Genomic DNA, 23,760 nt, shown 5'->3' on the forward strand with positions numbered 1-23,760 from the left:
CCGCCCGGTCAGGCGAGTTCGGCGGTGACCTTCTCCGCCGCTCGCCGCCGGGCCTGCGCGTCGGGATCGGGATGGGCGACCTGCACCAGTGAGCCACCCGCCGTCAATACCGCGAGGACGTGGTCGACGACGCGTTCGGCGGTGTCCCACGGAGCCGCCGACAGCACCCGGCTGTCCGCCGTCCAACCGGCGGCGGATGCCGAATCCTGGGCCAGCGAAAGCACTTCGGTGACCGAGCGGCCGTCGAGCGCGGGCCCCGGCGAGCGCTCGGCGACGATCTGGTCGCCGTGCGCCCTCACCGACGTGGCGTAGTCGGTGATGCCGAACGGCAGGTCGGCGATCGGCCTGCCGAAGGCGTCCAGAGACAGTGCGACGACCTCGCCGGAGCGGGCCTCCGCCTCGTCGAGCCGCTCGGCCGTGCAGCAGGCGATGTCGCAATCATCTTGTCCCAGAACGACTTCGGCGCCCACGAACCAGACGCCGAGCAGTACGCCGAGGGTCTGCCAGTGCGCGGGCAGCAGCATCGCGACGCGGCTGCCGGGCCCGGCCCCCAGTTCGTCGCGCAGTAGGTTGCCGGTCTTGGCCGCCCAGTTCGCGAGCGTCACGGTGGACAGCTCGATGCGCTCGCCGGTCGCGTCGTCGTAGTAGGTGATGCGCGGTGCCGACGGCACGGCCAGGAGCGGATCCAGCACCGCCGCAGCGAGATTCGTCAGTTCACGCACTCCGGACCGTTCGCGCCCGCGGTGATGATGGGCGGGGCGGGCAGCGGCGCGCCGGTGGACTCGACGGCGGCGGCGTCGACGCTCGCGCTCGACCCGCCGGTGGTGTCGGTGCCCGCGCTGCCGAGTCCCGAGCCGGGACCCGTGTAGTCACTGGCCAGCACGACCTTGACGGTGTTGGCCGCCACCGAGGGATCGGCGACGACCGGAAGGTTGCCCAGCGCCTTCGACACCGCTTGCGCACCAAGGTCATCGGCCGAGGCGGCCCGGACCTGGCTGTTGGGCACGCGGCCTGCCTCGTTGTTGCCGACGGCGCCGGCGACGAAGCCCTTGTCGGCGAGCAGTTCGGACACCGACGCGGCGAGCCCGTTGACGTCGGTGTCGTTCATGACGTCCGCGGTGGTCTTGGACGGGGCATAGGCGAGCTGTTCGGTCTTGCCCGCGGCCTGGTCGTGCAGCAGGCTGGTGACGAACTCCTGTACCTGCGAGGGGTCGACCCGCACGACGCTCTGCGTGCCGTCGTCACTCCAACCGTCTTCCTGCAGAACGGGAATGGTGGCGAAGGCGACCTTGCCACCGGCCAGCTTCTGCATCTGCTGGATGAAGTCCATGATGTCCCAGCCGTCGGACAGCACCACCGACCGCTGAACGGCATCCTGCAGCCGGTTCAGCGTCGACGGGCTGGACAGCGTCTTACCCGAGATGACCTGGTGGGCCAGCTCGGCCATCACGGCCTGCTGGCGCGTCACCCGGTCCAGGTCGCCGCGCGGCAGGTCGTGGCGCTGCCGGACGAAGCTCAGCGCCTGCGGCCCGTTCAGCTTCTGCGGGCCGGCGGGAAAGTCGGCGCCAGAGAGGGGTTCGTCGACGGCGTCCTTGAGGCACACGTCGACGCCGCCCAGCGCGTCGGTGATGAGGGCGAACCCGAGCAGCCCGATCTCGGCGTAGTGGTCGACGGTGACGCCGGTCAGGGTGGCGACCGTCTTGATCAGCGCCTCGCGGCCCGCCTCGGTGGCCTTCGGCTCGGCGACGGCCGGGTCCTCACCCTGCTGCTCGACGAGCTCCTTCATCTTCTCCAGCTTGACCTGCCCGAAGACGCCGTTGATCTTGGTCTTCCCGAGGTCGCCCGGCGCCTCGACGTAGGAGTCGCGGGGGATGGAGATCGCCGTCGCGGACTGCCCGTTGTTGGGGATGCGGACCAGGATGATGGTGTCGGTGTTGGTCGAGACGTCGTCCCCGGCCCGCAGCGTGGCGAGCTCCTCGGCCGACAGGGGGTTGCCGTGCGCGTCGGTCCTGCTGTCCATCCCGACGAGGAGGATGTCGATCGCGCCGTCGTCCCCGCCGCCGCCGAGCGCGGCGGCGCTGATGTGGTTGATGCCGGACTCGAACGAGCGGATCTTGCCCCACGCGACGCCGGTGCCGATGACGATGATCGCCGCCACGACCACGGCGAGGATGCGGATGGGGCGACCTGGCATCAGCCCAGGTTACTGGTGAGTCGCCCGAAGATCGGTGAGCTCGGGTCGGCGTGCCAGACTCTGCAGACATGGCGCAACGTTTGGTGATCACCGGTGCAGGAGGCCTCGTCGGACGCACGCTGGCGACCGAGGCGAGGGGGCGCGGCCTCGACGTCCTGGCGCTGACCTCGGCCGATTGCGACGTCACCGACCCGACCGCCCCGGAGCGCTACTTCGCCTCCGGCGACGTCGTGGTGAACTGCGCCGCCTACACCGACGTCGACGCGGCCGAGACCGACGAGGAGCGCGCCAGGGCCGTCAACGCCGGTGGGGCGCAGAACGTGGCGCACGCCTGCGCCCGCGCGGGGGCCGAGCTCGTCCACGTCTCCACTGACTACGTGTTCGGCGGCGACTTCGGCGCCGAGGCGCCGCGGCCCTACGAGATCGACGACGAGACCGGTCCGCGCAACGCCTACGGCCGCTCCAAGCTCGAGGGCGAATTCGAGGTGCTCGCGGCGATGCCCGGCGCCCACGTCGTGCGCACGGCCTGGATCTTCTCCGGCGGTGACGGCGGCGACTTCGTCGCGAAGATGCGCGCGGCGGCCGCCGGTGACGGGACCGTCGACGTCGTCGCCGACCAGGTGAGCTCGCCGACCTACGTCGGCGATCTCGTCGAGGCCCTGCTGCAGGTGGCCGACGGTGCGATCGAGGAGTCGGTCCTGCACGCCGCCAACGCGGGCCAGGCCAGCCGCTTCGAGCAGGCCCGCGCGGTCTTCGAACTGCTCGGCGCCGACCCCGAGCGGGTCCGGCCCGTCGGAGCCGACGGGTCCCGCCCCGCTCCGCGGCCGCCCTATTCGGCGCTGGGCGCGCAGCGCTCGGCGGCGGCCGGCCTGACCCCCCTGCGGCCGTGGCGCGACGCACTCGAGGCGGCGTTGGGACTCCGGTAGCTTCGGGTCATGACCACACGTCCGCGCCGGATCCTGGTCCGCGTGGCGGTGTCGCTGGCGATCGTCGTCGGCCTGGCCCTTCCGCCCGTCGGCGAGGCCGCGCCCGCCCGGTACCCGGCGGCAGGCCTCGGCTTCGGCGACGGTGCGCAGATGACGTGGCTCGGCGCCGCCGACGTGAACCGCGAACTCGACGCGGTCACCAGGACGGGGGCGAACTGGCTGCGCGTGCTCATCCCGTGGAGCGACGTCGAGAAGACGAGGGGACAGTACGACTGGGCGCAGACCGACCTCGTCGTCAACGCCGCCGTCGCCCGCAACCTGAAGGTGCTCGGCGTCGTCGCCTACACCCCGGACTGGGCCCGCCCGCCAGGGTCCTACTTCACCGCGCCGCCCGACGACCCGGCCGCCTACGCGCAGTTCGCCGCGACCGTCGCCAGTCGCTACGGCGGTCAGGTGTCGAACTGGCAGCTATGGAACGAACCGAACTATCCGCAGTTCTTCGGCTACCTCGACCACACCGCCGCCCGCTACACCGCCCTGGTGAAGGCGGCCTACCCGGCGATCAAGGCCGTCCAGCCGGGGAGCACCGTCGTCCTGGCCGGCTTCAGCCCCATCGGTGGCGACGAGTCACCGCTCGCCTACCTGCAGGAGATGTACGGGGCGGGCGCGGGGGGCTCGTTCGACGCGGCCGCCGCGCATCCGTACGTCTTTCCCGGTGGCCTCGGCTCGTCCGACGCGACCGGCTGGACGGAGGTCGGCACGCTGCACGACATCATGGCCGCGCACGGCGACGGCGACAAGAAGATCTGGCTGACCGAGCTGGGGGCGCCGACGAGCACCGCTCCCGAGGGGGTCAGCCAGCAGGAGCAGGCCAAGCAGATCACCGACGTCTTGGCCGCCGCGGCCGCGACGACGTTCAGCGGTCCGGCGTTCGTCTACAGCATTCGCGACACCGACACGAGCAACCGCGACGACAACGAGTCCAACTACGGGGTGCTGCTCACGTCGGACTGGCAGCCGAAGTTCTCGGCCAGCGTGTTCGCCCGCTGAGAGGGTGACGGCCCTCACCGGCGTCGTTCCCATCGTGCGGCCGCGGTTAGCCTCTACGCCGTGAGCGGTGACGTGGTGGTGGTGACGGTGACCTATTCCCCGGGGCCCCACCTGGACCGTTTCCTCGCCTCTCTCGGGCACGCGACGGAACGCCGGGTGACCGTGATCATCGCCGACAACGGGTCGACCGACGGCACCCCCGAGGAGGCGGCCGAGCGGTACCCCAACGTGCGGCTGATGTACATGGGCGCCAACCTCGGTTACGGCTCGGCGGTGAACCGGGCGGTAGCGGCCTACCTCGCCGACCCCGAGCTGGCGGCCGCCGGGGACCCCGACTTCTTCGTGGTGGCCAACCCGGACGTGGTGTGGGGCCCGCGCAGCATCGACGACCTGCTGGCGGCCGCGCCGCGCTGGCCGGACGCGGGCGCGTTCGGTCCGCTGATCCGCGATCCGGACGGGTCGGTGTATCCGTCGGCGCGCCACCAGCCCAGCCTGGTCCGCGGCGGCATGCACGCGGTGGTGGGTCCGTTCTGGAAGTCCAACCCCTGGACGGCGGCCTACCGGCAGGAGCGGTTGGAACCCAGCGAACGTCCCGTCGGGTGGTTGTCGGGGTCGTGCCTGCTGCTGCGCAGGCAGGCCTTCGACGCGGTCGCGGGGTTCGACGAGCGGTACTTCATGTACATGGAAGACGTTGACCTGGGCGATCGTCTCGCGAGCGCCGGTTGGCTGAACGTCTACGTGCCGTCGGCGGAGGTGCTGCACGACAAGGGGCACTCGACGGGCCGCGACCCGGCCCGCAACTTGGCCGCCCACCACACCAGCACCTACACTTTCCTCGCTGACCGGCACTCGGGCTGGCGGCAGGCTCCGCTGCGGTGGACCATCAGGGCAGCCCTTGCGGCGCGCGTCCGCCTGGTGGTCGGCAGCTCTCGGCGCCGCCTGGCGAAAGGACGGACTCGGTGAATCCGGCAGAAGTAGACGCGGTCGTCCTCGTCGGCGGCCAGGGGACGCGGCTGCGGCCCCTCACGCTGTCGGCTCCCAAGCCCATGCTGCCGACGGCGGGTTTGCCGTTCCTGACCCACCTGCTGTCGCGGGTCGCGGCGGCGGGCATCCGACACGTGGTGCTCGGGACGTCGTACAAGGCCGAGGTCTTCGAAGCCGAGTTCGGTGACGGTTCCGCGCTGGGCCTCGAGATCGACTACGTGGTCGAGGACGAGCCGCGGGGCACCGGCGGCGGCATCGCCAACGTGGCCTCCAAGCTGCGCTACGACACGGCGCTGGTGTTCAACGGCGACGTGCTGTCCGGCGCCGACCTCGGTGCGCTGCTGGCCAGCCACGAGGAGCGCGGCGCCGATCTGACGCTGCACCTGGTGCGCGTCGGCGACCCGCGGGCGTTCGGCTGCGTGCCCACCGATCCCGACGGCGGCGTGACGGCGTTCCTGGAGAAGACCCAGGACCCGCCGACCGACCAGATCAACGCGGGCACCTATGTGTTCAACCGCGAGGTGATCGACCGGATCCCGACCGGGCGCGCCGTGTCCGTCGAGCGCGAGGTGTTCCCGGCGCTGCTGTCCGACGGCCTCAAGGTGTGCGGCTACGTCGACGCCACCTACTGGCGCGACATGGGCACGCCCGACGACTTCGTCCGCGGCTCGGCCGACCTGGTCCGCGGTATCGCGCCGTCACCGGCGCTCAAGGGGCACCGCGGCGAGGAGCTGGTCCACGAGGGGGCCGCGGTCGGGCCGGGTGCCCTCCTCATCGGCGGCACCGTGGTGGGGCGCGGCGCCGAGATCGGGCCCGGCGCTCGGCTCGACGGCGCGGTCGTCTTCGACGGCGCCCGCATCGAGGCGGGCTCGGTGATCGAGCGCTCGATCATCGGCTTCGGCGCGCGGATCGGTCCGCGCGCCCTGATCCGCGACGGCGTGATCGGCGACGGCGCCAACATCGGCGCGCGCTGTGAGCTGCTGCGCGGCGCGCGGGTCTGGCCGGGGGTGCACATCCCCGACGGCGGCATCCGCTATTCGACGGACGTCTGAACCAGCTGGGTCAGGCCGTAGTCGGAGCCGGGCGGCAGGTGGTCCACCGGCCACCAGCGCAGGTCGACCGATTCGTCGCTGATCGTGATCGAGGCGTCCTTCGGCGCGCGGGCCACGAACTGCACGTCGAGGTGGTGCGTCGGCACCCCCAGCGAACACGTCAGGGCGTGCACGTGGACGGCTGCCGGGGTCGCGCCGATGGTCAGCCCGTCGATGCCGGACTCCTCGCGCGCCTCCCGCAGGGCCGCCGACGCGATGTCGGGATCGTCGTCCTCGCAGTGGCCGCCCAGCTGCACCCAGCGGCCCAGGCGCGGGTGCAGCGTGAGCAGGGCGTGGGTGCCGGTGTGGTCGAGCACCAGCGCCGACGCCGTGACGTGGCCGGGGACGCAGGCGCGTTGGCAGGCGTCCGGTCGGGCGAGGACGAAGGCGAGCACCGCCAGGCGCACCGTGTCCTGGGCGGGATCGCTTGGGCGCCAATCGTTCAGCGCGTCGACCACCGAGGCGTGCAGGCTCATCGCTGCACCAGCAGGCCGTCCGTCGGCACCGGGTCGCGGGGACCGGCCGGCTCCTCGGCGTGGCCGATGGCGATGGCGCCCAGGGGTTCCCAGTCCGCGGGCAGATCCAGTTGCTCGCGGACGAGGTCGGCGGCGAAGATCGTCGACCCGATCCAGCAGCTGGCGACGTCGCGCACGGCCAGTGCCACCAGCAGCGCCTGCACGGCGGCCCCGGCGGCGACCGTGAACATGGTGTGCTCGGCGGCCGTGCGCGCCGCGTCGGGATAGGCGTGCGCGCCGTCGGGCACCATGAACGGAATGACCAATTCCGGTGCGTCATACAGGATTTGGCCGCGACCGATGCGCCGCTCCACGGCGTCGGCGGGCCTGCCGTCGGCCAGCAGGTCGGCACGCCACCTGTCCTTCATGGCGTCCAGCAGTCGCGTGCGCACCGCGCGGTCGCGCACCCAGGCGAACCGGACCGGTCGGGTGTGATGCGGTGCCGGGGCGGTCAGCGCCTCGGCGACGGCGGCCTCGATGAGGGCGGGATCGACGGGCTCGGGCCCGAACCGGCGCACCGAGCGGCGCAGCAGCTGGGCCTCGCGCCTGCCCCTGTCGACGGCCTCGGCGGTACCCAGCCAGAACAGGTCGTCCTCGCCCGACCTGACCAGGGCGCGACCGGTGGATCCGTCGTCGTGCAGCGCCAACCCGCGCACGACGGCGACGGGGATGCCGGTCAGCTTGCCCTTCACCAGATCTGCGGCGGCGGCGAGCTCGTCGGCGACGGCGACCTCGGTCACGATCAGCTCGTTGCCGTGCGCGTCGTGGGCGCCCCCGTAGGCGTGCAGCACCGAGAAGCCGGCGGCACCGATGGCGGCGTCGGTCTGGCCGTTGCGCCACGCCCGGCCCATGGTGTCGGTGACGACGATGCCGACGGTGACGCCGAGCAGTTCGCGCAGTCGCGTGCGCAGAGTGGCCGCGCTGCCGTCGGGATTGGTTGGCAGCAGCGCCAATTCGGCCGAGTCGACGTTGGAGCCGTCGACGCCGGCCGCCGCCTGGACGAGCCCGATCGCGTTCTCGGTGATCAGCGTCTTGCCCTTGCGCGCCAGGACCCGGACCGCCTCGGCGTCGACGAGCTTGCGGCGCAAGGCATCCCGTTCCTCGGGGTCGGTCGGCGCCGCGACGATCCTGCCCTCGCTCTTGGACAGCACCTTGCTGGTGACCACGACCACGTCGTCGTCGCGCAGCCATGGGGCGGCCGCGGCGATGGCCGCCGCGACGTCGTCACCGGGCCGGAACTCGGGTAGCCCTGGCACCGGCAGGATCTCGATCGCGGCCGCCGCGCCGTGCTCGGTGTTCGTCATGCGCCGGCTCCGGCCAGGTCGACGCCCTGGCGCACCATCTCGGCCGAGGCCGTCGGGTCGGTCATCAGCAGCGGCACGGCGCGCACCGTCACGCCGTCGATGGCGGCGGTGTCGCCCTCGTCGATGAGCCAGCCGTCGAGCAGGCCGGTGCCGGACCGCGCGCCGAAGTGTGCGCCGACGGCCTGCGAGGAGGTCTCGACCCCGATGACCGAGAGACATTCGTCGGCCATGCCGCGCAACGCCCGCCCCGCGATGATGGGGGAGTAGCCGATCACCGGTGCGGCCGTCGAGCGCAGCGCACCGCGCATCCCGGGCACGGCGAGGATCGCCCCGACGCTGACGACGGGGTTGGACGGCGCGATGAAGACGACGTCGGCGTCGGCGATCGCGGCGAGGGCGGCGGGGTTCGCGGTCGCCTTGTCCGCACCGACGAAAGCGAAGTCGTGCGTGGGGATTTGGGCGCGGTAGCGCACCCACCACTCCTGGAAGTGGATGGCCCGGCGCGTGCCGCGCTCGGCGCCGTCCTCCCCGGGATCCGTTACCACGACGTGGGTTTCGCTCCGGTCGTCGGTGACGGGCAGCAGCCGGGCGCCGGGCTGCCAGCGGGCGCAGAGCGCCTCGGTCACCTGCGACAGCGGGTAACCCGCCCTGAGCATCTGACTGCGCACGAGGTGCGTGGCGAGGTCTCTGTCGCCGAGGCCGAACCAGTCGGGTTGCACGCCGTAGGCCGCGAGTTCCTCCTTGGCATGCCAGGTTTCGTTGGCGTGGCCCCAGCCGCGCTCGGGATCGATCCCTCCACCTAAGGTGTACATGCAGGTGTCGAGGTCTGGGCAAATGCGGACACCGTGCATCCAGGCGTCGTCGCCGACGTTGACCACGGCGGTCAGCTCGTGGCTACCGGCGGGGCCCGTCGCCGACCCCTCGAACTGCCCGAGTCCCAGGTACTTCTGCACGCCGAGGAGGAAGCGCGCGCCACCGACGCCGCCTGCTAGAACAGTGACTTTCACAGCGTTCGACACTAGGCGCTCCGGCGTCGGGGCGGTCCACGGCGGGGGTCGACTTGGTCACGTCACACGACACGCCAGGTAACCGACGCGCCGACATTCGGTCACGGGATGATATGAAAACCCGTTCTAGCGCTTGACCGGCGCAGCTAACCCGTGTCTAATCACATCAGTGTCATTCCCGGTTCGCTTCCGGTTCCCGTGTCGCAGACCGAGATTCGATCACTTGTTCGAATGTAGGGGCCGCAGGGGCTTGCGGTGGGGTTGATGTCAGGGAACTTCTCAACAGGTTAGGAGGCGGAAGATGTCTTATGAGCACGTGGATTTCGATCGTGTCATCCGATTCGACAATCGGATGCTGGGCTCAGTAGGCAACGAACCGCGTACCAACGCCGGGCCGTCACAGGGTGGGGTGACCGGCCGTCCGCAACTCAGTGTGGTCCCCGACCGCATCGAGGTCGGCCTCACGCCCGCCGACGAACTCTGGCAGGAGAACGCGCTCTGCGCGCAAACCGATCCGGAGGCGTTCTTCCCCGAGAAGGGTGGCTCGACGCGCGAGGCCAAGCGCATCTGCCTCGGATGCGAGGTGAAGGATGCCTGCCTCGACTACGCGCTGGCCAACGACGAACGCTTCGGCATCTGGGGCGGGCTGTCGGAGCGGGAACGACGCCGCCTCAAGCGCGGCATCATCTGATCCTTCATTCGGGACCCTGCGGGGTCAGTCGTCGTCGATCGTCGGGTCGATGACGGAGGGCTCGACGCCCAAATAGGTGGCCACCTGAGCCACCAGCACGTCATGCAGTAAGTCCGACAAGTCGATGGTGTCCTTCGCCCGTCGCTCGATCGGCTTGCGGAACAACACGATTCGCGCCCGCGTGGCATTTCCTCTGATGTCGACTCCCGCGGGGATCAACCTGGCCAGTGCGATCGGCCCGTCGGCGATGACCTCCGGCGGCCACTGCACGTTCGCCGGATCCTTCGGCGCGATCCGCGGAATCTCGTCGACCGCCACGTCCAGTCCGGACACCCGGTCCTGCCACTGGCGCTCGATCGGCTCGTAGGCCTCCAGCACCGCCATGTCGAAGCGCTCGGCGCGGCTGCGCCATCCCGGTACCGTCGGCGGCAGCAACGGGCCGCGCATCTCCCGCCGTCCCCGGCGCGCGCGCATGGTCTCCCGCTCGGGCATGTGGCGATCGTAACGGTTGGAGATCGGCGGTATGCCTACTGCGCGTGTCGCCTACCCGTGTGGTCCCCAAGCGATAGCCTCGTGTCCGTGAACGTTCCCCGTCGCTGCTGCAGGCCCGGGTGCCCGCACTACGCCGTGGCGACGCTGACCTTCGTCTACAAGGACTCGACCGCGGTCGTCGGTCCGCTCGCCACCATCTCCGAACCCCACTCCTGGGATCTCTGCGTGATCCACGCCGGCCGGATCACCGCGCCGAAGGGGTGGGAGCTGGTCCGGCACGCCGGACCGCTGCCGTCGCACACCGACGACGACGATCTGTCCGCGCTCGCCGACGCCGTCCGCGAAGGCCGCGCCGCGGGGTCCGCGATGCCCGCGGGCTTCTCCGATCCGGTCACGGGCGTGCACGGCGGCGCGCTGGTGGCCGCCCCGGTCCGCCAGGGCGAACAGAACGGACGCAAGCGCGGCCACCTGCGCGTTCTGCCGGACCCGTCGGACTGACGCCGTAGGCTCCCGGGAGTCGCTGGAGTGCGAGTGCCGCGACCCGCCGACACGCCCCCAGGCGAGCCGATAGGCTGAGCCGAAGCGTCACTTTGCGAGGAGATCTATGTCCCGGCCCGCTGCGGCTGTCAACCGCGTCATCAAGGCGTATGACGTTCGTGGGCTGGTCGGTGAGGAGATCGACGAGCACTTCGTGTCCGACGTCGGTGGTGCGTTCGCCCGATTGGTGCGCGACGAGGCCGACCCCGGCCCGGACCGCGTGGTGATCGGCTACGACATGCGGGCCAGTTCGCCGGCCCTCGCGACCGCGTTCGCCGAGGGCGTCGTCGCGCAGGGTCTGAACGTCACGCGGATCGGGCTCGCGTCGACCGATCAGCTGTACTTCGCGTCCGGGTTGCTGGACTGCCCCGGTGCGATGTTCACCGCGAGCCACAACCCCGCCGCCTACAACGGCATCAAGCTCTGCCGGGCCGGCGCGAAGCCGGTGGGCAAGGAGTCCGGGCTGACGACCATCAGCGGCGAGGTCATCGACGGCGTGCCGTCGTTCGACGGAGCGCCGGGCACCATCTCCGACCGCGACGTGCTGGGCGACTACGGGGACTTCCTGCGGTCCCTCGTCGACATCGCCCACCTGCGGCCGCTGCGGGTCGCCGTCGACGCGGGCAACGGCATGGGCGGTCACACGACCCCGGCGGTGCTGGGCCCGCTCGCGTCGATCACGTTGTTGCCCTTGTACTTCGAGCTCGACGGGACGTTCCCCAACCACGAGGCCAACCCGCTGGACCCGGCCAACCTCGTCGACCTGCAGCGCCACGTCGTCGAGACGGGCGCCGACATCGGGCTGGCCTTCGACGGCGACGCCGACCGCTGCTTCGTCGTCGACGAGCGCGGCCACCCCGTCTCGCCGTCGGCCGTCACCGCGCTGGTCGCCGGACGCGAGCTCGGTCGCGAGGTCGGCGGCACCGTCATCCACAACCTGATCACCTCGCGCGCGGTGCCGGAACTGATCGCCGAACGCGGCGGCACGGCGATCCGCTCGCGGGTGGGCCACTCCTACATCAAGGGGCTGATGGCCGAGTCGGGGGCGATCTTCGGTGGTGAGCACTCGGCCCACTACTATTTCCGCGACTTCTGGGGCGCCGACTCCGGAATGCTGGCCGCGCTGCACGTCCTTGCCGCGCTCGGCGAGCAGGACCGGCCGCTGTCGGAGCTGATGGCCGACTACCAGCGCTACGCGGCCTCCGGCGAGATCAACTTCACGGTGGCCGACGCCCCCGGCTGCGTCGAGGCGGTGCTGGCGAGTTTCGGGAGCCGCGTTCAGTCCCTCGACCACCTCGACGGCGTCACCGTCGATCTGGGCGACGGCTGCTGGTTCAACCTGCGGACGTCGAACACCGAGCCGTTGCTGCGGCTCAACGTCGAGGCCAGGACCGACGACGCCGTCGCCGCCATCGTCGAGCACGTCGCCACCGACATCCGAGCGCACTCCGAGAGGTCCGCGTGAGCGCTGCCCACGCGACCATCGACCTCGACGACGTCGAGGGGCTGCTCGCCGCGGATCGTGAGGGTTTGCTCCACGCGGCGTCGATGGCGGGTGCGCAGATGCGGGCGACGGCCGCCGCACTCGCGGAGGGCGTGCTCGAACCCCTGCGCGGTGACCAGGCGCCCCGCACGGTCGTCTGGGTCGCGACGCGCGGCGCCGCCGAATCGGCGGGCGCGATGCTGGCCGCCGCCCTGGGTGGTTCCACCGCCGCGCCGCTCGTGGTGGCCTCCGAGGTGCCGCCGTGGATCGGCGCGCTCGACGTGTTGGTCGTGGCCGGCGACGACGCGGCCGACCCGGTTCTCGTCGCGGCCGCCGCCAGCGGAATCCGTCGCGGCGCCCGCGTCGTCGTCGTCGCGCCCGACGAGGGTCCGCTGCGCGAGGCGGCGGCCGGCCGCGCCGTGCTGCTGGCGCCGCGGTTGATGGTGCCCGACGAGTTCGCCCTGACGCGCTATCTGGCCGCCGGGCTCGCGGCTCTGCACGTCGTGCTGCCGGGCCGGAGCGTCGACCTGGGCGCCCTCGCCGATGAACTGGATGCCGAGGCGCTGCGCAACAGCGCGGGCCGCGAGCTGTTCACGAACCCGGCCAAGTCCCTCGCCGAGCGACTGTCGGGTCGCGACGTGGTGCTGGCCGGTGGGAACGCGGCGAGCGTGGCCCTGGCCAGACACGTCGGAGCGATCCTGCTCAGGGTCGCCCAGCAGCCCGTGTCGGCCGTGGGGCTGGCCGACGTGCTGACGGCGCTGCGCCGCGGATTGTCTTCCGGCGCAGGCGATTACGAGTCCTCCATCTTCCACGACGAGGAGCTCGACGGGCCGCTGCCTGCCCGGGTGCGCACCCTGGTGTTCGCCACCGACGAGGAGCGGCCCGGCATCGTCGCCACGCTCGACGGTTACGACGACGTCGACGTGCTGAGCGCCGACGACGTCCCCGACGTCGTGACACCCCGGCCCAGCGGACGTCCCGAGGAGCAGCTGGCGATGTTGGCGGTGCGCCTCGAGATGGCCGCCGCGTACCTGAGATTGGTGCGAGGGTAGTCGAGTGGACCTGTTACGCGGCGCGCTGCGGACCTACGCCTGGGGGTCGCACACCGCCATCGCCGAATTCACCGGAAGGCCAAGTCCCTCACCGCATCCCGAGGCCGAGCTGTGGCTCGGCGCGCATCCGGGCGACCCGGCCCGGCTCGCGGGTGACGGCGCGGAGCGCTCACTGCTCGACGTCATCGCCGCCGACCCCGAGGGTCAGCTGGGGGCGGCGACCCGCGCGCGGTTCGGCGATACGCTGCCGTTCCTGGCCAAGGTGCTCGCCGCCGAGGAACCCCTGTCGCTGCAAGCCCATCCGAGCGCCGCGCAGGCGGAGGAGGGCTTCGCCCGCGAAGACCGCCTGCACATCCCCGTCTCGGCGCCCACCCGCAACTACCGCGACCGCAGTCACAAACCGGAACTGCTGGTCGCGCTGGGGCCGTTCGAGGCGCTGGCGGGTTTCCGGCCCGTCGCCCGCAGCGTCGAGTTCCTGCGCGCGCTCGGCGTCGCAGAGCTCGACCCGTTCGTCAACCTGCTCGCCGGGCAGGCCGACGCCGACGGGTTGCGGGCGCTGTTCACCACCTGGATCACGGCGCCGCAGGCCGACCTGGACCTGCTGGTGCCCGCGGTGCTCGACGGCGCGATCAACTACTTGCGTTCCGGCGCAACGGAATTCGTGACCGAGGCCAAGACCACGCTGCAGCTCGGCGAGCTGTACCCGAGCGACGCGGGCGTGCTCGCCTCGATGCTGCTCAACCGCATCAGCCTGGTGCCGGGGGAGGGCATCTACCTGCCCGCCGGAAACCTGCACGCCTATCTGCACGGGGTCGGCTTCGAGGTGATGGCCAACTCGGACAACGTCCTTCGCGGCGGGCTGACCCCCAAGCACGTCGACGTCCCCGAACTGCTCCGGGTCCTGGACTTCACCCCCGCCGACGAGTCGTCGCTCAAGCCGCGGACCGTGAACGAGGGCGTCGAGGTCGTCTACGACGTCCCCGCACCCGAATTCGCGGTCTCCGCGCTACGTCTCGACGGGTCCGAACTCGGACACCAGGTCGACGCGCCGGCCCGCCACGACGGTCCTCAGGTGCTGTTGTGCACCGAGGGTGCGGTGCAGGTGCATGCGAAGTCGAGCGTGCTGACCCTGGAACGCGGCGCGGCGGCCTGGGTGGCCGCCGACGACGGTCCGATCCGGCTCGTCGCCGACGAGCCCGCCGCGCTGTTCCGCGCGACCGTCGGCATCTGACGCCCAGCGCCCACGGTCAGCGACTGGGCACCGGCTCCCGTTCGCGCGTCGAGGACCTGACCGCACCGACCTTCTCCGAGAGCAGCGCGCGCAGGTTGTGGCGGATGGTGCGGCCCACCAGCCGCGCCGAGGGCACCATGTAGAGGCTGTCGAGCAGGCTGAACCGGCGCAGGAACCATTCTGCGAGAACGGGATCGGTCTCCGCGGCGCCGAGGAACTGGTCGAACAGACCGCCCACCGGGCGATACCACCAGCGCGCCTCGCCGGTCGCGTTGTGCAGGCTGAGGTCCCCGATCGCGGTCATGGCCCAGACCGGCCACGTCGTCTTCGCGGTGGCCTTCGCGAGCCGCCCCGCGATGTCGGGATCACCCGAGCGCAGCACGGCCTGCAGGTTGCCCGCCTGGATCGACGTCATCGTCATGCCCTGGCCGAACGTCGGATTGAAACTGGCCACGGCGTCACCCAGCGGGATGATGCCGGTGGGGAAGCGGCGCATCTTGTCGTAGCGGCGCCAGCGACTCATCGGGTAGGCGTGGAAGGCGACGTCGCCGACCGGCTCGCCCTGGCGCAGGGCGCGACCGACGTGGGCGGGCAGGATGTCGTCGGCCAGGTCGCACATGCCGGCGAAGTCGTGCGGCGGTTCGACCTTGCCCGTGCCGTAGGTCGTCAGGCCCCACAGCCCGTCCTCGTAGAGCAGCATGCCGAGCCCGATGGGCTTCTCGCGCGTGGCGCCCGCGACGACGACCATCTCCTTGAGCAGGCCGTCGGGGATGCGGACCTGGTGGGTGGCGTACTTGATGCCGACGTCGACGGTGTCCTCGGTGGGACGCCCGAAGCCCCACTGCTCGAGCCACACGGGCAGTCGGGTGCCACGACCGGTGGTGTCGACGACGAGGTCGGCGGGCACGGCACTGGACTCGTCGCCCGCCTCCAGCAACACGCCCGTCACGCGTTCCCTCACCGGGTCGTACCGCGGCTCGGCGACGCCCTGGCGAACGAGCCTCACGTTCGGGATGGCGAGCGCGCGGGTGCGGATCTGCCATTCCAGGTGGGGCCGGCTCGGGACGTAGGCGGTGAATTCGTCGCGCAGCGTGGACTGGGTGCCGAGCAGGTGACCGGCCGCGCCGAAGGAGATGCAGTCGGGCCGGTTCTCGAGGATCGGGACGCCGGCGGCGACCATGTCGTCGAGCAGTCCGGGGAACAGACCTTCGAACTCGTTGGCGCCGCGTGCCATCAGCAGGTGCACGTGCCTGCCCTGCGGTACGGCCGTCCGGTTTGCCGGATGGTCCGGTAGCTCGTCGCGTTCAAAGACCGTGACGTCGTCGTAGTGGTCCGACAGCACCCGCGCCGCGCACATCCCCGCGATGCTGGCACCGATGACGACTGCATGTGTCCGCCCCATGTCCGCACGGTACCCGGCGCAACGCCGTCGCAACCAGAGGTGCCTCACGAGCCGTGACCCGTATCATTCCTGTCGACCCTCGACGATTAGCTGGGAGACCAATGGGATACGCCGGATACAGGGTGTGGGGCCAACGTCGGGTGGACGGTTACACCGAGCCGCCGGTGTTCGACATGCTGACGGCGCTCGACGCCAGCCAGCGCGCCAACGGGGTGAGCGGTTCGGTCGTGGAGATCGGCGTGCACCACGGGCGGCTGCTCATCGGCATGCACCTGCTGCAGCGCGACGGGGAGAAGTCGGTCGCGATCGACCTGTTCGACGATCAGGAGCACAACGTCGACAAGTCGGGTCTCGGCGATCTTGGCAAGTTTCAGAGCAACGTCGCCAAGTGGTCGTCGCGGCCCGTCGTCATCCACCAGGGCGACTCGACGAAGCTGCACCGCGGCGACATCCCCGAGATGACGGGGGCGCGCCTGTTCAGCGTCGACGGCGGCCACACGGCTGACATCGTGATGTCGGACATGGCGCTCGCCGAGGACTGCCTGTGCCCGGGCGGCATCGTCATCGCCGACGACGTGTTCAACCAGCAGTGGCCCGACGTCTGTGTCGGCACGCTGGACTACCTGCGCGGCGACGGCGGGCTGGTGCCCTTCGGCATCGGCTACAACAAGACGCTGTTCACCCAGCCGGAGTACGCCGCGCGCTACCGGGGCGCCCTCGTCGACGGGTTCGCGAAGAGCCGTCTGACGGCGGCGTTCCCGGACAAGTCGTTCGCCGGGCACGAGGTGGTCATCCTGGTCGCGGTCCCCAGGACGCCCGCCCACCTCGCCAGGACCAGCCCGTTGCTGCTCAAGACGTACCGCACGGTCTTCAAGTAGCGAGCGGTCGCCCGTGGGACCGCTGACGTCGCGCCGGATGCGCCGAGCCGGCCGCGCGTCGGCCGTGGCGCTGCTGCTGGTCGCGACGGCCTGCGGGACGGCCCCGCCGCCGCAGCCGCGTCCGGCGCCGGCGCCGGCGCCACCGGCGATCACCGTGACCACGAACGACGCGAGCGGGGCGCCCGGCTATCTGTTCGTCACGCCGGGGCTGAGCGCGGCCGACGCCAGGCTGGTGGCCCAGCTCGGCGGGGCGAACACCGCGGCCGCGCCGGCGCACGCGCCCGCGGCGACGGGCGCACCGCTGATCGCCGACAAGGCGGGCCGGCCGGTGTGGTTCCACCCGCTGCCGGCCGATCGCACGGCCGCGAACCTGCAGGTCCAGACCTACCGGGGCCAGCCCGTGCTGACGTGGTGGGAAGGCGAGAGCCAGGGCGGACACGGCGTCGGCGACGCGTACGTCGCCGATGCGTCCTACCGGATCGTCGCCCACCTCGCGCTGCCCGCCGGACTCCGGGCCGACGTCCACGAGTTCCGCCTCACCCCCGACGGACGGGCTCTGCTCACCGCGTATCGCGAGGTGCCCCGGGATCTGAGCGCCGTCGGCGGTCCGAAGGACGGTCGCGTGTGGGACTCGGTCGCCGTCGTCGTCGACGTGGCGACGAACACGCCCCTGCTGCAGTGGAGCGCCCTGCAGCACGTGCCGATCAGCGACTCCTACCTCACCCCATCGGGCCCGAACACCTTCGACGCGTTCCACATGAACTCGATCGCCCCGGCGCCCAACGGCGACCTGCTGATCTCGTTGCGCCACACGTCGACCGTGTACGACGTCGACGGACGCACCGGCCAGATCCGGTGGCAGCTCGGCGGGCGGCGCTCGTCCTTCCGCCAGCCCGGCGTCGAATTCGCCTTCCAGCACGACGCCGAGTTCGCCGACGCCGACACCATCCGGCTCTTCGACAACGACGCGAACGGCCTTCGGAACGGTCAGGGCGCACCCGAGTCCAGCGTCGAGTGGATCCACGTCGATCCCGGTTCGAAGATCGCGAGTCTGGTACGGCGACAACCACATCCGGGTTCGCCGGTGGTCACCGCGGCGATGGGCAATGCCCAACCCCTGCCCAACGGCGACACCCTGATCGGCTGGGGCGTGGCGGGTCGCGTGTCGGAGGTGACCCCCGCGGGGCGGCTGGTCTACGACGCGACGATGCCGAGTACCTATCGCGCGTACCTCTGCCCGTGGCGGGGCGCGCCGCCGGGGCCGCCCACGGTGACGATCGATGCCGCCGCGAATCCCCCTGCGGCGCATGCCTCATGGAACGGCGCGACCGACGTCGCGACGTGGCAGCTGCTGCGCGACGACTCCGGCACGTCGACCGTCGTCGCCACCGTGCCGTGGAACGGTCTGGACACCGCCATCGGCCTCGACGCCGGCCACCGTCCGACCGGCACGTACCGGGTCCGGGCCCTCGACGCCGCCGGGCGGGTGATCGCCGACAGCCCCGCGACGCAGGCCTAGCTTTACAAAACAACGCTCCGTGTCTAGACATCGGACAAAAGCCGCGCTATGGTCAAGCGAAAGCAGTGATGACCATCACGGAAAGGGTGACTGTCGTGGCAATGGAGCTCTCCGACGTCGAGCAAGACCCCGCCGACACCTGGCGGGACCGCAAGCGCCACCTCTGGCTGATGGGTCTGATCGTGCCGACCGCGGTGCTGGTCATGCTCCCCGTGGTCTGGGCGCTCAACCGGTTCGGTTGGCACGGCGCCGCACAGGTGCCGTTCTGGATCGGCCCCATCCTGGTCTACGTCGTGCTGCCCCTGCTCGACCGGCGGTTCGGGCCCGACGGGGAGAACCCGCCCGACGAGGTCATGGAGCGCCTGGAGAACGACCCCTACTACCGCAGGTGCACCTACAGCTTCATCCCGTTCCAGTACCTGACGGTCGTCCTGGGCGCCTACCTGTTCACCGCATCGGACCTGAGCTGGCTCGGCTTTCACGGCGCACTCGGGTGGCCGGCCAAGATCGGGCTGGCGCTGTCGGTCGGCATGATGGGCGGCGTCGGCATCAACACCGCGCACGAACTGGGCCACAAGAAGGACTCGCTAGAGCGCTGGCTCAGCAAGATCACGCTGGCCCAAACCTGCTACGGCCACTTCTACATCGAGCACAACCGCGGCCACCACGTCCGAGTCGCCACGCCCGAGGATCCCGCGTCCGCCCGGTTCGGCGAGACGTTCTGGGAGTTCCTGCCGCGCAGCGTGTGGGGGAGTTTGACGTCGTCGTGGCGGTTGGAGGCCCAGCGTCTGCGCCGGCTCGACCGCAGCCCGTGGCACTGGTCCAACGACGTCCTCAACGCCTGGGCGATGTCGGTCGTGCTCTACGGCACGCTCATCGCCGTCTTCGGTCTGAAACTCGTTCCCTACGTGGTCATCTCGGCGGTATTCGGCTTCACGCTGCTGGAGACGGTGAACTACCTCGAGCACTACGGTCTGCTGCGGGCCAAGACGGAAAGCGGCCGCTACGAGCGGTGCGCCCCGCAGCACAGCTGGAACTCCGACCACATCGTCACCAATTTGTTCCTCTATCACTTGCAGCGGCACAGCGACCACCACGCCAACCCGACGCGCCGCTACCAGACGCTGCGCAGCATGGCCGCCGCGCCCAATCTGCCCAGCGGATACGCGTCGATGATCGGGCTGGCCTACTTCCCGCCCCTGTGGCGCACGGTGATGGACCACCGCGTGCTGGCGCACTACGACGGTGACATCACGCGGGTCAACGTGCATCCGAGGATGCGCGCCAGGGTGATGGCGAAGTACGGCCCCGAGGCCGCCCGGTGAGCGCCTACCGCTGCCCCGGCTGCGGCTACGTCTACGACGAGGCCAAAGGTGCTCCGCGAGAAGGGTTTCCGGCGGGTACGTCATGGGACGACGTGCCCGACGACTGGTGCTGCCCCGACTGCGCCGTGCGCGAGAAGGTCGATTTCGACGAGATGGGAGTGACGACGTGAGTGACTACAGGCTGTTCGTCTGCATCCAGTGCGGATTCGAGTACGACGAGGAGAAGGGGTGGCCCGAGGACGGCATCGCCCCGGGCACCCGCTGGGACGACATCCCCGAGGACTGGAGTTGCCCGGACTGCGGCGCCGCCAAGTCCGACTTCGACATGGTGGAGGTCGCCCGCCCTTGACGAGGGCCTTCGCGACTAGTCTCGTGCGGGTGAGCACGCCACGGGACTTCGGTGGGGACGCCCGGCGCGTGCCCTACGCCGAGGCGTCGCGGGTGCTGCTGCGCGATTCGATCCTCGACGGCATGCGCGACATGCTGGGGTCGCGCGACTGGTCGGCCATCACGCTGTCCGACGTCGCCAAGGCCGCCGGCATCAGCAGGCAGACCATCTACAACGAGTTCGGCTCGCGTCAGGGCCTGGCCGAGGGGTACGCGCTGCGGCTGGCCGACCGGCTCGTCGACGCCGTCGACGACGCGATCAAGGACAACGTCGGCAACGTATACGCGGCGTTCCTCGAGGGCTTCCGGGCGTTCTTCGCCGAATCGGCGTCCGACCCCTTGGTCATCTCGCTGCTGACCGGTAGCGCGAAGCCGGACCTGCTGCAGATCATCACCACCGACAGCGCCCCGATCATCACGCGGTGCTCGGCGCGGCTCACCTCGACGTTCACCCACAGCTGGGTGCGGTGCAGCGAGGAGGACGCCGGGGTGCTCGCCAGGGCGATCGTCCGGCTGGCCATGAGTTACGTGTCGATGCCGCCGGAAGCCGACCACGACGTGGCCCGTGACCTGGCCCGTTTGATGACACCGTTCGCCGAACGATACGGTGTCATCGACGCCACTTAGCCGGCAGAGCGGTCGAACCCTCTGTCCCGCGAGCCCGCAGGCTTGGGGCGTCGCCGGCGCACGTGTGTGCGCTCTCGGCGTTTCCGAAGCACGAACGACACGAAGTAAGGGCTCCACATGACTGCTCCAACACTCACCCCCGACGTCCTCAACGGCATCGACTTCAAGGTCGCCGACCTCTCCCTCGCCGAATTCGGCCGCAAGGAGATCCGCCTCGCCGAACACGAGATGCCCGGCCTCATGGCGCTGCGCCGCGAATACAGTGAGGTGCTGCCGCTCAAGGGCGCGCGGATCTCCGGTTCGCTGCACATGACCATCCAGACCGCCGTGCTGATCGAGACGCTCGTCGCGCTCGGGGCCGAGGTCCGGTGGGCGTCGTGCAACATCTTCTCGACGCAGGACCACGCCGCCGCCGCGGTCGTGGTCGGCCCGCACGGCACGCCGGAGGAGCCCAAGGGCACCTCGGTCTTCGCGTGGAAGGGCGAGACGCTCGAGGAGTACTGGTGGGCCGCGGAGCAGATGCTGACCTGGCCGAACGAGCCGGCCAACATGATCCTCGACGACGGCGGTGACGCCACGATGCTGGTGCTGCGCGGCGCGCAGTACGAGAAGGCCGGCGTCGTGCCGCCCGAGGAGGACGACGACTCCGACGAGTGGAAGGTCTTCCTGTCGCTGGTGCGCCGCCGCTTCGAGACCGAGAAGGACAAGTGGACCACGATCGCCGAGTCGGTCCAGGGCGTCACCGAGGAGACGACGACCGGCGTGCTGCGGCTCTACCAGTTCGCCGCCCAGGGTGAGCTGAAGTTCCCGGCGATCAACGTCAACGACTCGGTCACCAAGAGCAAGTTCGACAACAAGTACGGCACCCGCCACTCCCTGATCGACGGCATCAACCGTGGCACCGACGTCCTCATCGGCGGCAAGGCCGCGCTGGTGTGCGGCTACGGCGACGTCGGCAAGGGCTGCGCCGAGGCGCTCAAGGCGCAGGGCGCCCGCGTCGCGGTCACCGAGATCGACCCGATCAACGCCCTGCAGGCGCTGATGGACGGCTTCGAGGTCAAGACCGTCGAAGAGGCCATCGGCTGGGCCGACATCGTCATCACCGCGACCGGCAACCAGGGCATCGTCACCCTGGAGCACATGAAGTCCATGAAGCACCAGGCGATCCTGGGCAACATCGGTCACTTCGACGACGAGATCGAGATGGCCCGCCTCGAGCGCGACCCGAGCGTCCGGCGGATCAACATCAAGCCGCAGGTCGACGAGTTCGTCTTCGACGACGGCCACTCGATCATCGTGCTGTCCGAGGGGCGCCTGCTGAACCTCGGGAACGCGACCGGGCACCCGTCGTTCGTGATGAGCAACAGCTTCTCCAACCAGGTCATCGCGCAGATCGAGCTGTGGACCAAGAACGACGAGTACGACAACGAGGTCTACCGCCTCGCCAAGCATCTCGACGAGAAGGTCGCCAAGATCCACGTCGAGGCGCTCGGTGGCTCGCTGACCAAGCTCACCAAGGAGCAGGCCGAGTACATCGGCGTCGACGTCGACGGCCCGTACAAGCCCGAGCACTACCGCTACTGAGGTTGCGGCCAGTGGCCGGTCGCCGTGCGCCAGCATCACCGTGGCGCGTGGTGACCGGCCACTCGCGCGTCGGGATACATTGACGGCCGTGCTCATCGCGATAGAGGGCGTCGACGGGGCGGGCAAGCGCACGCTCACCGAGGGGCTGCGGGCCGAGTTCGAGGCGAGCGGCCGGTCCGTCGCGCAGCTGGCCTTCCCGCGCTACCACCGGTCGGTGCACGCCGACCTCGCCGCCGAGGCGCTGCACGGCCGCCACGGCGACCTGTCGTCGTCGGTGTACGCGATGGCCACGCTCTTCGCCCTCGACCGCTGCGACGCCAAGCCCGAGATCGAGCGGATGTGCGCCGCGCACGACGTCGTCATCCTGGATCGCTACGTCGCGTCCAATGCCGCCTACAGCGCGGCCCGGCTGCACCAGGACGCCGACGGCGAGGTGGTCGCCTGGGTACGGGCGCTGGAGTTCGACCGGTTCGCCGTGCCGCGCCCCGACTGGCAGGTGCTGCTCGCGGTGCCCACCGAGCTGGCCGCCGAACGGGCCCGGCGGCGCGAGGAGACCGAGGCCGACCGCGCGCGCGACGCCTACGAGCGCGACGACGGACTGCAGCGTCGCACCGGCGCGGCGTACACCGCCCTGGCGGCGCTGCAGTGGGGCGGGCCGTGGGTGGTCGCCGGACCTGAGGTGCGCGCCCACGACCTGGCGCGGACGCTGACCGGCTGAGCCGTGTGCAAAACGCCCGGTGTGGTAACCGGGGTTTATCGCGTTCTGGTGACACCATGAACACCATGAGGCAAAGGATTCTGGTCGTCGACGACGATCCGTCGCTCGCCGAGATGCTGACGATCGTGCTGCGGGGCGAGGGTTTCGACACCGCGGTGATCGGCGACGGCAGCCAGGCGCTGACGGCGGTGCGCGAGCTGCGACCCGATCTGGTCCTGCTCGACCTCATGCTGCCGGGCATGAACGGCATCGACGTGTGTCGCGTGCTGCGCGCCGACTCGGGGGTCCCGATCGTCATGCTGACGGCCAAGACCGACACCGTGGACGTGGTGCTCGGACTGGAATCCGGCGCCGACGACTACGTGATGAAGCCCTTCAAGCAGAAGGAATTGGTCGCCAGGGTGCGGGCCCGACTGCGCCGCAACGACGACGGTCCCGCCGAGATGCTGTCCATAGCCGACGTCGAGATCGACGTCCCCGCGCACAAGGTCACCCGCAACGGCGAGCAGATCTCGCTGACGCCGCTGGAGTTCGACCTGCTGGTGGCGTTGGCGCGTAAACCGCGGCAGGTGTTTACTCGGGATGTGCTGCTCGAACAGGTGTGGGGATATCGCCATCCCGCCGACACCCGTCTCGTGAACGTGCACGTCCAGCGGTTGCGCGCCAAGGTCGAGACGGATCCGGAGAACCCGCAGGTGGTGCTCACCGTTCGAGGAGTGGGGTACAAGGCCGGACCGCCGTGATCGGACGGCTTGCCGACGCC

25 protein-coding genes are annotated in these 23,760 nt (G+C 70.6%); 18 read left to right on the top strand and 7 right to left on the bottom strand.

Annotated features, from left to right (window positions below; all coding sequences use genetic code 11):
* Positions 1 to 8: 8 nt before the first annotated feature.
* Positions 9 to 713 carry a TIGR03089 family protein gene (locus G6N60_RS07295; RefSeq protein WP_179969770.1) on the bottom strand — a complete coding sequence of 235 codons (705 nt, stop codon included), beginning with the start codon at positions 711 to 713 and terminating at the stop codon, positions 9 to 11.
* The gene (locus G6N60_RS07300) at positions 710 to 2,194 is read right to left on the bottom strand and encodes an LCP family protein (RefSeq protein WP_163734588.1); all 1,485 of its coding nucleotides are present in this window, start codon (positions 2,192 to 2,194) and stop codon (positions 710 to 712) included. Before G6N60_RS07300 ends, G6N60_RS07295 begins: the two co-directional genes overlap by 4 nt.
* Before the next feature lie 68 nt (positions 2,195 to 2,262).
* Between G6N60_RS07300 and rfbD the strand changes: the two genes are divergently transcribed.
* Genes rfbD through manB form a run of 4 tightly spaced genes read left to right on the top strand, consistent with a single transcriptional unit; the run spans position 2,263 to position 6,206 of the window.
* Positions 2,263 to 3,120: a dTDP-4-dehydrorhamnose reductase gene (rfbD, locus tag G6N60_RS07305; protein WP_163734592.1), complete on the top strand. Its 858-nt coding sequence runs from the start codon at positions 2,263 to 2,265 to the stop codon at positions 3,118 to 3,120.
* A gap of 9 nt (positions 3,121 to 3,129) precedes the next feature.
* The gene (locus G6N60_RS07310) at positions 3,130 to 4,170 is read left to right on the top strand and encodes a cellulase family glycosylhydrolase (RefSeq protein WP_163734595.1); all 1,041 of its coding nucleotides are present in this window, start codon (positions 3,130 to 3,132) and stop codon (positions 4,168 to 4,170) included.
* Positions 4,171 to 4,230: 60 nt separating this feature from the next.
* Positions 4,231 to 5,133 carry a glycosyltransferase family 2 protein gene (locus G6N60_RS07315; protein ID WP_163734598.1) on the top strand — a complete coding sequence of 301 codons (903 nt, stop codon included), beginning with the start codon at positions 4,231 to 4,233 and terminating at the stop codon, positions 5,131 to 5,133.
* Complete coding sequence (gene manB / locus G6N60_RS07320) at positions 5,130 to 6,206, top strand: mannose-1-phosphate guanylyltransferase ManB (protein WP_163734602.1); 1,077 nt, start codon at positions 5,130 to 5,132, stop codon at positions 6,204 to 6,206. The genes G6N60_RS07315 and manB overlap by 4 nt, the downstream gene beginning before the upstream one ends.
* Here manB and G6N60_RS07325 read toward each other — a convergent pair.
* From G6N60_RS07325 to cofD, 3 genes are read right to left on the bottom strand one after another with little or no spacing between them, the layout of a single operon-like run.
* A complete protein-coding gene (locus G6N60_RS07325; protein ID WP_163734605.1) occupies positions 6,188 to 6,721 on the bottom strand; it encodes an NUDIX hydrolase in 534 nt (177 codons plus the stop codon). The two genes, manB and G6N60_RS07325, sit on opposite strands and share 19 nt — an antisense overlap.
* Entirely contained in the window at positions 6,718 to 8,064 is a 1,347-nt protein-coding gene (locus G6N60_RS07330) for a coenzyme F420-0:L-glutamate ligase (protein ID WP_163734608.1), read from the bottom strand. The genes G6N60_RS07325 and G6N60_RS07330 overlap by 4 nt, the downstream gene beginning before the upstream one ends.
* A complete protein-coding gene (gene cofD, locus G6N60_RS07335; protein WP_163734610.1) occupies positions 8,061 to 9,071 on the bottom strand; it encodes a 2-phospho-L-lactate transferase in 1,011 nt (336 codons plus the stop codon). The genes G6N60_RS07330 and cofD overlap by 4 nt, the downstream gene beginning before the upstream one ends.
* A gap of 433 nt (positions 9,072 to 9,504) precedes the next feature.
* Here cofD and G6N60_RS07340 point away from each other — a divergent pair, with 433 nt between their 5' ends.
* Positions 9,505 to 9,762: a WhiB family transcriptional regulator gene (locus G6N60_RS07340; RefSeq protein WP_246241181.1), complete on the top strand. Its 258-nt coding sequence runs from the start codon at positions 9,505 to 9,507 to the stop codon at positions 9,760 to 9,762.
* Positions 9,763 to 9,786: 24 nt separating this feature from the next.
* Here the strand turns inward: G6N60_RS07340 and G6N60_RS07345 are convergent, their stop codons facing one another.
* The gene (locus G6N60_RS07345) at positions 9,787 to 10,209 is read right to left on the bottom strand and encodes a metallopeptidase family protein (RefSeq protein ID WP_163743602.1); all 423 of its coding nucleotides are present in this window, start codon (positions 10,207 to 10,209) and stop codon (positions 9,787 to 9,789) included.
* A 132-nt stretch (positions 10,210 to 10,341) separates the two neighbouring features.
* Here G6N60_RS07345 and G6N60_RS07350 point away from each other — a divergent pair, with 132 nt between their 5' ends.
* The 4 genes from G6N60_RS07350 (at position 10,342) to manA (ending at position 14,557) form a co-directional block, all read left to right on the top strand.
* Positions 10,342 to 10,752 carry a DUF3499 domain-containing protein gene (locus G6N60_RS07350; RefSeq protein WP_163734616.1) on the top strand — a complete coding sequence of 137 codons (411 nt, stop codon included), beginning with the start codon at positions 10,342 to 10,344 and terminating at the stop codon, positions 10,750 to 10,752.
* A 106-nt stretch (positions 10,753 to 10,858) separates the two neighbouring features.
* Positions 10,859 to 12,256 (top strand): phosphomannomutase/phosphoglucomutase, encoded by a 1,398-nt coding sequence (locus G6N60_RS07355; RefSeq protein ID WP_163734621.1) that lies wholly within the window; start codon positions 10,859 to 10,861, stop codon positions 12,254 to 12,256.
* Positions 12,253 to 13,326, top strand: a complete 1,074-nt coding sequence (locus tag G6N60_RS07360) for a TobH protein (RefSeq protein ID WP_163734623.1) — start codon at positions 12,253 to 12,255, stop codon at positions 13,324 to 13,326. Before G6N60_RS07355 ends, G6N60_RS07360 begins: the two co-directional genes overlap by 4 nt.
* Positions 13,327 to 13,330: 4 nt before the next feature.
* Entirely contained in the window at positions 13,331 to 14,557 is a 1,227-nt protein-coding gene (gene manA / locus G6N60_RS07365; RefSeq protein WP_163734626.1) for a mannose-6-phosphate isomerase, class I, read from the top strand.
* A 16-nt stretch (positions 14,558 to 14,573) separates the two neighbouring features.
* Here manA and G6N60_RS07370 read toward each other — a convergent pair whose 3' ends face one another.
* Positions 14,574 to 15,959: an FAD-dependent oxidoreductase gene (locus G6N60_RS07370; protein ID WP_163734629.1), complete on the bottom strand. Its 1,386-nt coding sequence runs from the start codon at positions 15,957 to 15,959 to the stop codon at positions 14,574 to 14,576.
* Positions 15,960 to 16,099: 140 nt separating this feature from the next.
* Here G6N60_RS07370 and G6N60_RS07375 point away from each other — a divergent pair, with 140 nt between their 5' ends.
* From G6N60_RS07375 to mtrA, 9 genes are all read left to right on the top strand, one after another.
* On the top strand, positions 16,100 to 16,837 hold the full coding sequence (locus G6N60_RS07375; protein WP_246240424.1) for a class I SAM-dependent methyltransferase: 738 nt from the start codon (positions 16,100 to 16,102) through the stop codon (positions 16,835 to 16,837).
* A gap of 13 nt (positions 16,838 to 16,850) precedes the next feature.
* A complete protein-coding gene (locus G6N60_RS07380) occupies positions 16,851 to 18,356 on the top strand; it encodes an arylsulfotransferase family protein (RefSeq protein WP_163734634.1) in 1,506 nt (501 codons plus the stop codon).
* A gap of 101 nt (positions 18,357 to 18,457) precedes the next feature.
* Positions 18,458 to 19,681, top strand: coding sequence for an alkane 1-monooxygenase (locus G6N60_RS07385; RefSeq protein WP_163743604.1), 1,224 nt, complete (start codon positions 18,458 to 18,460; stop codon positions 19,679 to 19,681).
* Positions 19,678 to 19,851: a rubredoxin gene (locus G6N60_RS07390; RefSeq protein WP_163734637.1), complete on the top strand. Its 174-nt coding sequence runs from the start codon at positions 19,678 to 19,680 to the stop codon at positions 19,849 to 19,851. Before G6N60_RS07385 ends, G6N60_RS07390 begins: the two co-directional genes overlap by 4 nt.
* A complete protein-coding gene (locus tag G6N60_RS07395; RefSeq protein WP_163734640.1) occupies positions 19,848 to 20,030 on the top strand; it encodes a rubredoxin in 183 nt (60 codons plus the stop codon). Before G6N60_RS07390 ends, G6N60_RS07395 begins: the two co-directional genes overlap by 4 nt.
* 29 nt (positions 20,031 to 20,059) lie before the next feature.
* The gene (gene alkX, locus G6N60_RS07400) at positions 20,060 to 20,695 is read left to right on the top strand and encodes a TetR family transcriptional regulator AlkX (RefSeq protein ID WP_179969658.1); all 636 of its coding nucleotides are present in this window, start codon (positions 20,060 to 20,062) and stop codon (positions 20,693 to 20,695) included.
* A gap of 117 nt (positions 20,696 to 20,812) precedes the next feature.
* On the top strand, positions 20,813 to 22,279 hold the full coding sequence (gene ahcY, locus G6N60_RS07405) for an adenosylhomocysteinase (RefSeq protein ID WP_163734647.1): 1,467 nt from the start codon (positions 20,813 to 20,815) through the stop codon (positions 22,277 to 22,279).
* 88 nt (positions 22,280 to 22,367) lie between these two features.
* The gene (locus G6N60_RS07410; protein WP_163734650.1) at positions 22,368 to 22,997 is read left to right on the top strand and encodes a dTMP kinase; all 630 of its coding nucleotides are present in this window, start codon (positions 22,368 to 22,370) and stop codon (positions 22,995 to 22,997) included.
* 56 nt (positions 22,998 to 23,053) lie between these two features.
* Positions 23,054 to 23,740 (top strand): two-component system response regulator MtrA, encoded by a 687-nt coding sequence (mtrA, locus tag G6N60_RS07415; protein WP_163734652.1) that lies wholly within the window; start codon positions 23,054 to 23,056, stop codon positions 23,738 to 23,740.
* Positions 23,741 to 23,760: the final 20 nt, after the last annotated feature.

The sequence above is a fragment of the Mycolicibacterium madagascariense genome, from assembly GCF_010729665.1.
GTDB classification, from domain to species: domain Bacteria; phylum Actinomycetota; class Actinomycetes; order Mycobacteriales; family Mycobacteriaceae; genus Mycobacterium; species Mycobacterium madagascariense.

Bases quoted from the DNA above. Each gene is read 5' to 3' on its own strand.
- G6N60_RS07300 (WP_163734588.1), bottom strand. From the start codon at position 2,194: ATGCCAGGTCGCCCCATCCGCATCCTCGCCGTGGTCGTGGCGGCGATC.
- rfbD (WP_163734592.1), top strand. From the start codon at position 2,263: ATGGCGCAACGTTTGGTGATCACCGGTGCAGGAGGCCTCGTCGGACGC.
- G6N60_RS07310 (WP_163734595.1), top strand. From the start codon at position 3,130: ATGACCACACGTCCGCGCCGGATCCTGGTCCGCGTGGCGGTGTCGCTG.
- G6N60_RS07325 (WP_163734605.1), bottom strand. From the start codon at position 6,721: ATGAGCCTGCACGCCTCGGTGGTCGACGCGCTGAACGATTGGCGCCCA.
- G6N60_RS07330 (WP_163734608.1), bottom strand. From the start codon at position 8,064: ATGACGAACACCGAGCACGGCGCGGCGGCCGCGATCGAGATCCTGCCG.
- G6N60_RS07345 (WP_163743602.1), bottom strand. From the start codon at position 10,209: ATGCGCGGCCCGTTGCTGCCGCCGACGGTACCGGGATGGCGCAGCCGC.
- G6N60_RS07355 (WP_163734621.1), top strand. From the start codon at position 10,859: ATGTCCCGGCCCGCTGCGGCTGTCAACCGCGTCATCAAGGCGTATGAC.
- G6N60_RS07370 (WP_163734629.1), bottom strand. From the start codon at position 15,959: ATGGGGCGGACACATGCAGTCGTCATCGGTGCCAGCATCGCGGGGATG.
- G6N60_RS07385 (WP_163743604.1), top strand. From the start codon at position 18,458: ATGGAGCTCTCCGACGTCGAGCAAGACCCCGCCGACACCTGGCGGGAC.
- ahcY (WP_163734647.1), top strand. From the start codon at position 20,813: ATGACTGCTCCAACACTCACCCCCGACGTCCTCAACGGCATCGACTTC.
- mtrA (WP_163734652.1), top strand. From the start codon at position 23,054: ATGAACACCATGAGGCAAAGGATTCTGGTCGTCGACGACGATCCGTCG.